Source organism: Micromonospora sp. NPDC047467, assembly GCF_040643095.1.
GTDB lineage: Bacteria > Actinomycetota > Actinomycetes > Mycobacteriales > Micromonosporaceae > Micromonospora.
Map to the genome: position 1 here is coordinate 98,434 of NZ_JBEYTO010000008.1, position 11,783 is coordinate 110,216.

Here is an 11,783-nt window from a genome sequence, read left to right on the forward strand (position 1 = left end):
CTCGATGACCGCGCACGACGCGGCCCGCAAACGGCACTCGTCGCAGCGGATCCTCGTCCAGGCCAGCCAACGACAACTCTCACAGCCATTTTCATCCTGCGTAGCGGTTGGCTTCGACGTTGTGCAGGACGAGGATGGCCTGCACGATCGCGGTTGCTCGCCGTGGGCAGCAGGACAGCTGTCCTACCGGGAGCCTCGTACCCATCGATCACCGGGCCCGCCACACCCATCCTGAGCTGCAAGATCAGCCTGGAAAGGCTCAGTCCACGATGAGGAACGGATGCCCACGGCCAGCCTCGACACGGTCATCCCACTGAAGTGAGGTCAGGCGACCCGATGGCCTGCCGGTGTTCGGCCGGGCTGAGACCGCGTACCCGTTTGAAGGCCGCGCTGAGTGCGAATGAGCTGCCGTAGCCGACCTGGCGGGCCACCGCGCCGACGGTGGCGTCCGGATCGCGCAACAGGTCGGCGGCCAGCGCGAGCCGCCAGTTGGTGAGGTACGCCATCGGAGGCTCGCCGACCAGTTCGGTGAACCGGCGGGCCAGCACCGCCCGCGAGATACCGGTGCCGGCCGCGAGGGTGGCCACCGTCCAGGGCTTTGCCGGGTGGTCATGCAGCAGTCGCAACGCCCTGCCGACCACCGGATCGCCGTGCGCTCGGTACCAGGCGGGCGCCGCCGCCTCCGGCCGGGAGAACCAGGCCCGAAGTACGGCGATGAGCAGTAGGTCGAGCAGCCGGTCCAGGACCACATCCTGCCCCGGCTCGTCCTTGGTCATCTCGTCGCCGAGCAACGGGATGAGCGGGCTGTCCAGTGCTCCGGCCGGCAGCACCAGGAGATGGGGCAGGACCCTCAGCAGCCGTTGGCTGACCTCGCCCTGCAACTGGTACGTGCCACTGAGCAGCACCGCCATCCCGTCAGCGCGTTCGCCCCAAGTCCGGATACCCAGGTCCATCACTTCGCACAACTCGTCCCCGGTGGGCGTGGTGCTGTGCTCACCGGGATGGATCACTGCCCGCGGCGCCGTGGCCGGGTCGTCGGCGATCGTGTACGGCTCCGGGCCACGGATGATCGCGACATCGCCGGGGCGTAGCGGCACCGGAACACCCTGATCCGGCACCACCCACGCCGTGCCGCGCAGCATGGTGACCAGGGTGAGGGGCGCGCGATCCTGGATCCGTACCGACCAGGGCGGGTCGAACACCGACCGCATCAGGAACGCGCCGCGCGCCCTCGGCCCGTCCAGCAGCCCCGCGAGCGCATCCATGCGCTCAGGTTAGCCCTGTGACGTGGGCGGTCGAGACGCCGGGACATGCGATCGAGAGTCTCGCCCATTCCCGGTGCGCTCGCCCTCGACTTGACTGGTTGGCATGACGAAGACCGTTGATGAGCAGCCAATCCTCGTACTGGGCGGCACCGGCAAGACCGGCCGCCGGGTGGTGGACCGGCTCGCCAAACTCGACCGGCCGGTACGGGTCGGCTCCCGCTCCGGCGAGCCGCCGTTCGACTGGACCGACCAGCGCACCTGGGCACCCGTACTGGACGGGGTTTCGTCGGTCTACCTGGTGTACTACCCGGACCTGGTCGCGCCGGACGCCCTCGCGAGGATCCGCTCGTTCACCGCACAGGCGGTGTCCGGCGGGATCGAACGGTTGGTTCTGCTCTCCGGCCGGGGCGAGGAGGAGGCCAAACTCAGCGAGCGGGTGGTCCAGGACTCCGGAGTGGCCTGGACGATCGTGCGGGCGAGCTGGTTCAGCCAGAACTTCAGCGAGGACTTTCTGACCGACTCGATACGCGGCGGCGAGGTCACCCTCCCGGCCGGGAACGTGCCGGAGCCGTTCGTCGACGCCCTCGACATCGCCGACATCGTGGTCGCGGCGCTGACCGACGACGGGCACGCGGGGCAGCTTTACGAGGTGACCGGCCCGCGGCTTCTCACCTTCGCCGAGGCGACCTCGGAGATCGGCAACGCGCTCGGGCGGGAGATCCGCTACCGGTCGGTATCGCCCGAGGAGTACGCCGCCGTGATGGCCGGGTACGACGTGCCGGCGGAGCTCACGGCGGTGCTGACCGAACTGTTCGGCAAGGTGTTGGACGGCCGCAATGCACAGCTCGCCGATGGTGTGCAACGGGCGCTGGGCCGCAGGCCGCGCGACTTCACCGACTATGCCCGGGACGCCGCCGCCGCTGGTGCATGGGACACGTCACCCGGTGGAGACTGGGCATGAACGCCACCCTGGCTGCCTGGTCGGCGGCGGTGACCCTGGTGGTGACGGGTGCGATCACCGGTGTCTACTACGCCTTTTCGGTGGCGGTGATGCCCGGTCTGAACGCCGCCGACGCTGGCACCGCGATCCGGGCCATGACGAGCATCAACCAGAGGATCCAGAATCCGCTGTTCTTTGTCACGTTCTTCGGCCCGCTCGTCGCCGCCACGGTGACCGGTGTGTTCCTGTTGATCCTCGGGAAGAGGTCGGCGGGTGTCCTGTTCCTGGTGGCCGCGGGGGTGTACCTGGTGGGCGCGTTCATCCCGACGGTGGTCGTCAACGTGCCGATGAACGAGACGCTCGACACCGCAGGCGTGCCGACCGATCCTGCGGAGGCGGTCCGGGTGTGGGCTTCCTACTCGTCCGCCTGGACGTGGTGGAACTCCTTACGCGCCGGTGCCAGCCTGATCAGCCTGTTGCTGGCTGGTCTCGGGGTCTACCTCTCGGACACGTCCCGATGACGCGCCGTCCGGGGGGTGCGATCCGGTACGGCCCGTCGATCAAGGCGATGCCCAACGTCGACCCCGTTCTGGGAGTTCCGTCAGCCGCCCTCGGCAGTTCGCCCTGGAGGCCGTCGTCCGAGGCCAGCGCCTGGCGGCTTCGCTGTTGATCGGTAGCCGCTGGAACGGAATGAACGCGGCGACGGCGATCAGGGCAGGGCGCCTTGGGCGCCCTGATCTCCCGCGGCGGCACCGGTTGCCAGCGGATCTCGGCAACACTAGGTTGAAAATCATCGACGAACGTCTACATCACAAGGTGCCCGGGGGCCCGAATGTCAACGTCTGTCACTCGCCGCACCGTCCTGGCCGGTGGCGCCGGTGCCGCCATCGGCCTAGCGCTGCCCGGCCCCGCCGCCCACGCCGGTGGCCACCACCCCACAAGCGTGAGCTTCACCCTCGACGCGACAACGCTCGACGGTGGTGAGCAGGTCACCTCGGTCACTCTCCACACCGGCCGGCTGGGGCCGATCGACGCCGCCGGGCTCACCTCCGACACGTTCACCGTGCATGCCAAGGCCACCAGCCCGATCCCGATCGCTCCCGGCGATCTGATCTTCAGCGAGTACGACCTGGACCGCACGGTGACCGCGGCCCGGCTCGACCGGCACGGAAACATCGTGCTGGAGCTGAGCCACGCCGAAGGTCAACCAGGCGGTGGCACCCTCGGCTACATCGTGAGCAGGGGCCGCAACGTCCGGCTGGACCTCGTCTACACCATCAGGCAGAACACCCCGCTCGTCCGGCGTCACGGCTCGCCGGTCACCATCACGCGCTTCGTGCAGGGGCGGCTGTCGAACCCCGAGGTGGATGCCTTCAGCCACCACGTCTCGGGCTCGGGCCTGAAGTACCGGTTGTACTCCCCGGAGCGTTCGCCCCGCCACGGTCGGCTGCCGCTGATCCTCTGGCTGCACGGCGGCGGCGAGGGCGCCTCCCTGCCTGACGACTACTACGACAACGAGACCACGCTGCGCGCCAACCGCGGTGCGCTGGGCTTCGCCACCCCGCAGGCTCAACGGATCTTCTCCGACGCGTACGTCGTCGCTCCGCAGAGCACCTCCTACTGGATGGAGGACGGCCCCCGGTTCGCCCCGCTGATCCGCGAAATCGTCCAGGACCTCGTACGCCGCAAGCGTGTCGACCCCGACCGGATCTACGTGGCCGGTTGCAGCAACGGCGGCTACATGTCCCTGGAGATGACCGTTGCCTATCCCGACCTGTTCGCCGCGTCGGTACCGATCTGCGGCGTTATCGAGCCGCTCGGCGGGGAGGGCCCGCCCCTGATCACCGACGCGGAGCTGACGAAGATCCACACCCCGACCTGGCTGGTCACCTCACGCGACGACGACACCGTGCCACCCGAGACCAACACGATCCACGCCCACGACCTCATCCCGGGATCACTGATCACCCTGTACGACCACGTCGTATGGAACGGCTACCAGTTCCCCGGTCACTGGTCCTGGATCTACGTGGCCCGCAACGACCCGAGCCGCAACGGCACCCACATCTGGCAGTGGATGGCCCGCCGTCATCGATAATCCGCCGCCTGCGGCACCAGCTTCGGTCTCCACCTCGTGCTGGATTCCCGTACGAGCTCGGCGCGACGCGGTAGGAGTGCGTGTGCCCGACGGGAGAAGAGCATGCGGTTCCTGTCGCTTCCCGTCCCGGCCAGACCAGGCCAGTAAGCGGTCAGTACACCGTCAACCCGTGATCGTGAAACTGGCCACGGACCCGACGCAGCAGCGCCTCAGCCGGCGGCGGCGTGCCCTATAGCGGGAACGGGGGGACGCGTTAGCGCCGTGGGATGAGGGTGGCCACGGTCGTGCGCGTGGTGTGGGGAGTGACCCAGGCGAGGTCGGTGTCGGCCCGGGCCTCTCGCCACTGACGGCGGACGTTGTTGGTTGACAGCCCCCGGGTCGACCCGAGCCCCGCGTTCGAGCGAACGGCCGCCGACGCAGCCGCGCCTATGCGCCCGAGATGGCCTTGAGAGCCGTGTCGAGTGCCTGGTCTGCCGGTACGGGTACATCGGGGACCACTCCAACGCCTTCCCAGTTGGTGCCGGTGACGCTGTTGATGGAACGGGCGGTCGGCACGGTCACGAGGATGTGTTCGGTGACCGCGTGGCGGGCCGTCGGATGCGCGCCGCCACGTGTCGTCTCACCGACGACGACGGTCCGGCCGTGCGCCTGAAGGGTGTATGCCACGTCCTCGCCCCCGGAGAACGTCATCGCGCTGGTGAGCACATAGACCGGGCGGTCCGCATAGCGCGGCGCGGGTAGGTGCGCGGTCGTCCAGAACTGGCGTGTGGCGCCGGTGGACCGCTCGTAGAAGTCGTTGAGGTGCACCTGATCGTCGGGGAAGAAGTAGCTGCACCACATCGCGGCTCCCTCCGGTGCGCCGCCGGCGCATGCCCGCAAGTCCAGGATGAGGGCGGAGCTGAGGGCGACCAGTTGCATGGCCGCGCCGATCGCGACGGCGCCTTCGTCGGCGTACGCGATGCGCCGCACGTCGATGAGCCCGACGTTTGCGTCCAGGTGCTCGACACGGCGGATTCCCTGGTTCTCCGCCCTGAGCAGCGCGAGGAACGCCGCCCGACCCCCGTCTTCGTCCGCCGGATCCAGCGACTGCGGCTGGTCCGACCACAGCAGCCGCAGATGCTTGTCCGGGCACACCTCCTGAAGGTGGGCGGTCACCGTCTCGCAGAGCACCGGCCCGTCCAGGTCGTCGTACTCGCCTGCTGCGAGACGACGCCGGATCGCGGCGTCGATGTCCTCGACCTTCGCAGGAAAGACGTACCCTGCCTCGATCCGATCCAGGGCCTGTTCGATGATCTGTTCGATTGAGAGCACGGCGGGCCACGGTAGACCGCGAACAACCTCATGACCACCGAATTTCGCGCAGGCCCAGGTGTCACAAGGTGTGGCCGCCGCCGAACCGATGGCCGCGACCTTCTAGCTCACCTGCGCCGCATGAACGCGTGCAGTGCCCTGCCGCTCCCGACCTGCGTCACATTGATCAGTTCCCAACCCAGGCGGCTAAGGTGGTCGGCTGCGGCGAGTGCCTGGCTGACGCTGTCCCCGCCAGCGGCGTAGGCGACCACGGCGAGGTGCCGGTGCGGGTAGGCACGCAGATCGACCAGTTGCCGCAGAACCGCCGTCGCGCTGATGGCGTGGGTGCGAACGACCGATTCGATGGTCTCGTTGGGCATGCCTCGACGATAGGGGCAACCAGCACGGGCGATCGTCTCGCCCATCTGACGGCGGTGATGGCCGCTTTCGGCTGGGCTTCTGGACCCAGGCTGGGTGTCAGCGAGAGCGGGCCTGTCACAGAAAGTCGTCGGTGCCACGGTGGCGAGCTCGAAAATCTTGGCGCGCCAACAACGCTACGGCGACCGCTGCCCACGCGATGCCTACGACGACCTCCCAGAATGCAGCCAGCAACCAGGGCTGGCCGTCGACCGCGGCGCGGACTGCCAGTACTCCGTTGGTCAGCGGGAGTGCCCTCGGCAGGTCCCAACCGAACACGGTGAAGACGTGGGTGGGTGCGACGACGCCGCACAGCAGAAGCATGGCGTACGTGGCGAGGTTGACGATGAGCACATCGGCTCGGTAGGAGAGGGCGAAGGAACCGACCGCCATCCCGAACGCGCTGGTCGTCAGGGCCAGCAGGGCGATCAGCGGGGTCACCGGGAGCAGTTCCAGCAGGAGATCGGTGCCGCCGAAGGGGATGCTGAGCACGAGGATCGCGGCGAGTGAGGCGCAGAAGCCTTCGGCCGCGTAGACGAGCCAGCGGGCGGCCACCGTGCCCGGCACGGAGAGGACGCCCAGGCGTATCCGGTACATCGTGCCGTGGACGCGTTCGTCGAGGATGGCATCCGCGCCCTTGGCGACGGTCGCCGTCGTCATGATGTGCAGGGCGGCCCCGATGAAGGCGAAGGTACGCCCGTCCGTGCCGCCGGCGTAGTAACCGAGGTAGGAAATGAAGGCGACCTGCAGCAGAACGCGCGGCAGGATCGTCAGTAGGACGATGCTCGGCGGGTAGAGGCTGATGTAGTCGCGTACGGCGACGGAGGCGGCGAAGCCGTAGCCGCTGATCCCGGCCCGTCGGCGGTCAGTAGAGTTCGAGGGTGCCGTCTCGGCGGACACGGTTCACCATCCGTTCGAAGAGCCAGGCGGCGATGAGCCCGTACGCAGCGGTGGTCCCGGCGAGCATCGGCCAGGCGGTGCCGGGTGGCGGGACGCCGGCCGCGGCGGCGCTCAGCAACTCCGCGCCCCAGTGCAGCGAGACGCCCCAGGCGACCGGTTGCAACCAGCCGGGCAGCAGTTCCGGTGGCAGGACGAGTCCGCCCAGGATGAAGACGGGATAGGCGGCTGCCTCGGCGATCCGGTAGGCGGCCCGGGTCAGGACGAACAGGGAGCCGACGAGTAGCCCGAAGACCGTGGCGCTGACGACGACCGCGAGCGCCGCCGCGACCATGGCACCGGGAGCCGCGACGGGGAGCGGCTCCCGGGCGACGAGCATCGTGACGGCGACCGTCGGCACGACGAAGAGGAGGGAGCGGATCGTCGATGCGGCCGCCTTCCCGACCAACACCGCGCCGAGGTTCGCCGGACGCGACAGCACCGGGGCGAGCGTCCCGTCGACACGCTCGCTCTGCAGCACGAAGCCGGTCTGCCAGATGGTCGCGCCCCACAGGCTGACCAGGCAGATGCCCAGCGCCAGGCTGGCCGGCTGCACCTGGTTCCCGGTGCGACGGGCGAGCAGGGTGACGGCCAGGAAGATGGCCGGTTGCGCGATGCCGATGATGATCAGAACGAGCGAGCGTTGCGTCCGCATCTGCACGACCGCGGACGCGAAGAAGACGCGCAGGATGCCTGTCATCGCGTCAGCTGCGCGAAAACGCTTTCGAGGTTGGCGGGTAGCACCCTCACCTCGCCGACTTCGGCCTCTGGCCAGAGGTCCGCCAGCGCCCGCAACGCTCCCGGAGACCAGTCGCGGACCTCGAAGGTCACGTTCCACCCCACCTCCGTCGGGCCGCTGCGGACGACACGTACGCCGTGGATGACGTCCTCGGTTGCCTCCGGCGGCCGGCCGACGCCGGACAGACTGACCTCGGCCGCCGCGCTGGCCCGCTCCATCAGGCGGTCCAGTGGCAGATCGTGGGTGATCCGTCCGGACTGGAGGATGACCACGCGGCGGGCCAGGCGCTCGATGTCGACGAGGTAGTGGCTGGTGAGCAGGGTGGTCACACCGCTGTCACGAAGCTCGGCGATGGACACCCGGACCCGTTCGGCCTCGATCGGGTCGAGCCCGACGGTCGGCTCGTCGAGCATCAGGAGCGTGGGTGTGGTCAGGAGACCACAGGCGATGTGCAACCGCTGCTTCATGCCCTTGGAATAGGTTTCCACCGCTCGATCGGCGACGTCCAGAAGGCCAACCTGATCCAGCACCTGCTCGCTGCGGCGGGCGGCGTCCCGCCGGGACAACCCGCTCAGGATGCCGAAGTAGCGGAGGTTGTCACGCGCATTCAGGCGGCCGTAGAAGCCCCGTTCGCCCCCCAGCACCACGGACAACTCGTGCCGTGCCTGGCGGGTGTTGCGCACCACGTCGATGCCGGCGACGCGGACCGTGCCCGCGGTCGGGAGCAGCAGCGTCGAGATCACCTTCAACATGGTGGTCTTGCCGGCGCCGTTGGTGCCGAGTAGGCCGACGGTCTCGCCCTGCTCAACGGTCAGCCCGACGTGCCGGAGAGCGTGCACCGCTCGATCGCCCTTCCCGAAGGATCTCGACACGTCGATCATTTCCAGTGCGGCCACCGCTGCAGTCTTGTGAGCCCGTTAGTGCGTGTCAACACGGACGGCGTCGCGGGCGGCACGTTGACCGAGGCGGTCAACGTGGTGGCACCTGCCCGGTGACGGCCGGTACGCCGACGCCAACTCGAACTCGTCCGCGCCGCGACCGTCGTCGCTGTCCCACAACGGGATCAGCCTCAGGCGGGAACGCCCGTCAGGCGTTGTCCATCCTCTGGCGCAGGCTCAGCGGGCGCATGTCCGTCCACACCTCGGCGATGTGATCGAGGCAGTCGTCCTTGCTGCGAGCCGGGCCGACGGTCGTCCAGCCGGCGGGTGGTTGCCGGTCGGCGGGCCACACCGAGTACTGCTCTTCATGGTTGACGACGACGTGATGCAGCGACGCGGCTACGTCCTCGTCGGCCTGGTGATTCGGCATCCGTTCGCCCCTCAGAGGCTGTCTTGACTGGGTTCGATGCGTCCCATAGTCTCACGTCGAAGATCACCGGGACAATTGAGCCTGTCACAAGTAGTCGGTGCCCACAGCCTGTCCATTGTTGACTCTCGTTGTCACCGGGTCGTGGGGAGGCGGGCGAGAGCCCGGACTCGATGATCTGAAGGGTTCAGGTGTGACGTTGGAGCTGGTTCCGCCGATCGTCCGCGTCGCCAGCCCGTTGCCAGGCCCTCAGTCCGCAGCGCTGCTTGAACGCCAGTCCCGGCACGAATCCAACGCCCGCAGTTATCCCCGCCGGCTGCCCATCGCGCTGCGCCGGGGCCGCGGCTCCTTTGTGGAGGACGTCGACGGCAACGTCTTCATCGACTTCCTGACTGGTGCCGGCGTTCTGCCGCTGGGGCACGGTCACGCCACGGTGGTGGACGCCGCCAAGGCGCAGCTCGACCTCCTCACCACGGGGCTGGACTTCCCGACGCAGGTGAAGTACGACTTCCTCGACGCGCACCTGGCCCTGCTGCCGCAGCCGTTTCGTGAGCACGCCCGTTTCCAGTTCTGTGGACCGGCCGGTGCCGACGCCGTGGACGCGGCGTTGAAGCTCTGCAAGACCGCCACCGGCCGGGGCACGGTCATCGCGTTCCACGGCGCCTTCCACGGCAGCACGCACAGCGCGCTCGCGCTGACCGGCTTCGTCGCGCCGAAGGAGCCGCTCGCCAACCTGATGCCAGGCGTGCACTTCCTGCCGTTCCCGTACGCGTACCGGTGCCCGCTCGGAGGGTCGCCGAGCGAGTGCGGTCAGCGCTGCCTCGCGTACGCCGAGCGGGTCCTGCGTGATCCGGCGAGCGGCATTCCCCGGCCGGCCGCCGTCCTGATCGAGCCCGTCCAGGGTGAGGGCGGCGTCATCCCGGCTTCCGGGGAGTTCCTGAGAGGGCTGCGCCGGCTGACGGCCGAGCTCGACATCCCGCTCATCGTCGATGAGATCCAGAGCGGTTACGGCCGTACCGGGAACTGGTTTGCCTTCGAGGCCGCCGGAATCACGCCGGACGTGGTGCTGATGTCCAAGGCCGCCGGCGGCATCGGCATGCCGACAGCGCTGGTGGCGTACCACGAGAAGCTGGACGTGTGGGCGCCGGCGGCGCACACCGGCACCTTCCGCGGCAACCAGGTCGCCTTCGCCGCCGGTCTCGCCGCCATCACCGTCATGCGGGAGACCGACGTGCTGGGCAACGTCGCGGTGCAGGGAGCGTACGCCCGCGAGCGGCTCAGCGAGCTCGCCGCGGAGATTCCGGTGATCGGCGACGTCCGTGGCCGGGGCCTGATGCTAGGGGTCGAGCTGATCGACCCGGACACCGGTGCGCCCGACGGCCGGCTGGGCCGCCGGGTGCAGCGCGCAGCCCTGGAGAATGGGCTGATCCTCGAGGTCGGCGGGCGCGGTGGCGAGGTGGTGCGTCTGCTGCCGGCGCTCAACGTCGAGCGGTCCACCCTAAGTCAAGGGCTGGACATCCTCAGCGATGTGCTGCGCCGGGAGGCGCACGCGCGTGTTCTCGTCCCGGCTCGGCATCCCGCATGACCCGTCAGACGATCGAGCTGGACACTCCGGTGCCCGGGGCGCTGGCCGATGAGCTCGGCAAGCGGGTCTACTTCGTCTCCGACGCGATCGTGGACTTCTCCCTCGTCCGGGACGGCGGCAACGTCGTGGCCGTGGAGGTCGAGGTCGACGGCGACGCCGTCGACCTGGCCCGCAAGCTGCGCTGGGTGGTGGCCAACGACGTCCTCTCGCAACAGGTGACCCCGCCTCGGGAGGTCTGGCGGTCGAGCGGCACGGCGGCCTCGCACGGCGACGTGTTCGGCCGGCTGCTGGCCATCGGCGCGGTGGCTGAGGCCGGCGAGGGACAGATCACCCTCGGCGAACCGGTCCTCGGCCTCATGGACGCGCTCGACAACCTCGTCCTCGACATCGCGGTCAGCGAGTTCGACGCTCGTCAGTTCCGTTATCCGACGCTGCTGCCGTTGTCTGTGCTCCGTCGCTGCGGCTACCTCGGATCGTTCCCGCAACAGTTGATGTTCGTGGCACGGCTGCACTCCGATGTCGACGTCTACCAGGAATTCCTGGACGGGGTGAAGTCCGGCGGTCCCCTCCACGTCCTCGACCACTGCCGCCACAGCGAGTACGGTCTGCCGCCGACGATGTGCCTGCACACCTATCACCAACTGCGCGACGCGCCGTTGCCAGCGCCGTCCATGGTCGTCACGTCGCGCGGCAAGTCGTTCCGCTTCGAGGCGCGCTACCGGCGCACCCTGGAGCGGCTGTGGGACTTCACCATCCGGGAGATGGTGTTCCTCGGCGACCGGGACTTCGTGCTGGACTGCCGACGACGGTTCATGGAGGCGTCGATCGCGCTGATGGAGCGACTGGGCCTGCACGGCAGCTGCGAGGTCGCCAACGACCCGTTCTTTCTGGGCCGCAGCGCCGACCACATCTGGTCGCAGCGCTACCTGGAGCTGAAGTACGAGTTGCGGCTCGATGTCGGCCCTGGCGAATCCGTCGCGGCCGCTTCCTTCAACTTCCATGAGCGGTTCTTCGCCGACGCGTTCGGCATCACGACCGCGTCCACCGGTCATGTCTCCACCGGCTGCGTGGGGTTCGGACTGGAACGGCTGGCCTACGCGTTTCTGTGTCAGCACGGCATCGACCCGGCGGCCTGGCCCGACCTGACCCCGCGCCACCCACCGGTCGTCGGCCCCGGCGCGCCGACCGGCTGGCCACGCGGGTGACCG

At 68.9% G+C, this 11,783-nt stretch carries 12 protein-coding genes and 1 pseudogene; 5 read left to right on the forward strand and 8 right to left on the reverse strand.

Translation table 11 applies throughout. The features are described from left to right. Positions 1-91: 91 nt before the first annotated feature. A pseudogene (locus ABZ780_RS22425) lies at positions 92-187 on the reverse strand (IS5/IS1182 family transposase); the annotation flags it as partial. 118 nt (positions 188-305) lie between these two features. After that, on the reverse strand, positions 306-1,265 hold the full coding sequence (locus ABZ780_RS22430; RefSeq protein ID WP_357487283.1) for an AraC family transcriptional regulator: 960 nt from the start codon (positions 1,263-1,265) through the stop codon (positions 306-308). 103 nt (positions 1,266-1,368) lie between these two features. On the opposite strand from ABZ780_RS22430, the gene ABZ780_RS22435 reads away from it, so the two are divergent. The 3 genes from ABZ780_RS22435 (at position 1,369) to ABZ780_RS22445 (ending at position 4,303) form a co-directional block, all read left to right on the forward strand. Further along, positions 1,369-2,226, forward strand: coding sequence for an NmrA family transcriptional regulator (locus ABZ780_RS22435; RefSeq protein ID WP_357487285.1), 858 nt, complete (start codon positions 1,369-1,371; stop codon positions 2,224-2,226). After that, positions 2,223-2,726, forward strand: a complete 504-nt coding sequence (locus ABZ780_RS22440; protein ID WP_357487287.1) for an anthrone oxygenase family protein — start codon at positions 2,223-2,225, stop codon at positions 2,724-2,726. Before ABZ780_RS22435 ends, ABZ780_RS22440 begins: the two co-directional genes overlap by 4 nt. A gap of 311 nt (positions 2,727-3,037) precedes the next feature. Further along, entirely contained in the window at positions 3,038-4,303 is a 1,266-nt protein-coding gene (locus ABZ780_RS22445; protein WP_357487289.1) for a PHB depolymerase family esterase, read from the forward strand. A gap of 426 nt (positions 4,304-4,729) precedes the next feature. On the opposite strand, the gene ABZ780_RS22450 is transcribed toward ABZ780_RS22445, so the two are convergent. The 6 genes from ABZ780_RS22450 to ABZ780_RS22475 all read right to left on the reverse strand — a co-directional run bounded on the left by ABZ780_RS22450 (position 4,730) and on the right by ABZ780_RS22475 (position 8,993). Continuing rightward, positions 4,730-5,614 carry a S41 family peptidase gene (locus ABZ780_RS22450; protein WP_357487291.1) on the reverse strand — a complete coding sequence of 295 codons (885 nt, stop codon included), beginning with the start codon at positions 5,612-5,614 and terminating at the stop codon, positions 4,730-4,732. 107 nt (positions 5,615-5,721) lie between these two features. Continuing rightward, on the reverse strand, positions 5,722-5,973 hold the full coding sequence (locus ABZ780_RS22455; RefSeq protein ID WP_357487293.1) for a transcriptional regulator: 252 nt from the start codon (positions 5,971-5,973) through the stop codon (positions 5,722-5,724). A 115-nt stretch (positions 5,974-6,088) separates the two neighbouring features. Further along, entirely contained in the window at positions 6,089-6,910 is an 822-nt protein-coding gene (locus ABZ780_RS22460) for an ABC transporter permease (protein WP_357487295.1), read from the reverse strand. After that, positions 6,876-7,646 (reverse strand): ABC transporter permease, encoded by a 771-nt coding sequence (locus tag ABZ780_RS22465; RefSeq protein WP_357487297.1) that lies wholly within the window; start codon positions 7,644-7,646, stop codon positions 6,876-6,878. The genes ABZ780_RS22460 and ABZ780_RS22465 overlap by 35 nt, the downstream gene beginning before the upstream one ends. Next, complete coding sequence (locus ABZ780_RS22470; RefSeq protein WP_357487299.1) at positions 7,643-8,581, reverse strand: ABC transporter ATP-binding protein; 939 nt, start codon at positions 8,579-8,581, stop codon at positions 7,643-7,645. Before ABZ780_RS22470 ends, ABZ780_RS22465 begins: the two co-directional genes overlap by 4 nt. A 190-nt stretch (positions 8,582-8,771) precedes the next feature. Beyond that, positions 8,772-8,993, reverse strand: a complete 222-nt coding sequence (locus ABZ780_RS22475; RefSeq protein WP_357487300.1) for an MbtH family NRPS accessory protein — start codon at positions 8,991-8,993, stop codon at positions 8,772-8,774. Positions 8,994-9,183: 190 nt separating this feature from the next. Between ABZ780_RS22475 and ABZ780_RS22480 the strand changes: the two genes are divergently transcribed. After that, positions 9,184-10,575 (forward strand): diaminobutyrate--2-oxoglutarate transaminase family protein, encoded by a 1,392-nt coding sequence (locus ABZ780_RS22480; RefSeq protein ID WP_357487302.1) that lies wholly within the window; start codon positions 9,184-9,186, stop codon positions 10,573-10,575. Beyond that, on the forward strand, positions 10,572-11,780 hold the full coding sequence (locus ABZ780_RS22485) for a hypothetical protein (RefSeq protein WP_357487304.1): 1,209 nt from the start codon (positions 10,572-10,574) through the stop codon (positions 11,778-11,780). Before ABZ780_RS22480 ends, ABZ780_RS22485 begins: the two co-directional genes overlap by 4 nt. Positions 11,781-11,783: the final 3 nt, after the last annotated feature.

Bases quoted from the DNA above. Each gene is read 5' to 3' on its own strand.
- ABZ780_RS22430 (WP_357487283.1), bottom strand. From the start codon at position 1,265: ATGGATGCGCTCGCGGGGCTGCTGGACGGGCCGAGGGCGCGCGGCGCG.
- ABZ780_RS22435 (WP_357487285.1), top strand. From the start codon at position 1,369: ATGACGAAGACCGTTGATGAGCAGCCAATCCTCGTACTGGGCGGCACC.
- ABZ780_RS22440 (WP_357487287.1), top strand. From the start codon at position 2,223: ATGAACGCCACCCTGGCTGCCTGGTCGGCGGCGGTGACCCTGGTGGTG.
- ABZ780_RS22445 (WP_357487289.1), top strand. From the start codon at position 3,038: ATGTCAACGTCTGTCACTCGCCGCACCGTCCTGGCCGGTGGCGCCGGT.
- ABZ780_RS22455 (WP_357487293.1), bottom strand. From the start codon at position 5,973: ATGCCCAACGAGACCATCGAATCGGTCGTTCGCACCCACGCCATCAGC.
- ABZ780_RS22465 (WP_357487297.1), bottom strand. From the start codon at position 7,646: ATGACAGGCATCCTGCGCGTCTTCTTCGCGTCCGCGGTCGTGCAGATG.
- ABZ780_RS22475 (WP_357487300.1), bottom strand. From the start codon at position 8,993: ATGCCGAATCACCAGGCCGACGAGGACGTAGCCGCGTCGCTGCATCAC.
- ABZ780_RS22485 (WP_357487304.1), top strand. From the start codon at position 10,572: ATGACCCGTCAGACGATCGAGCTGGACACTCCGGTGCCCGGGGCGCTG.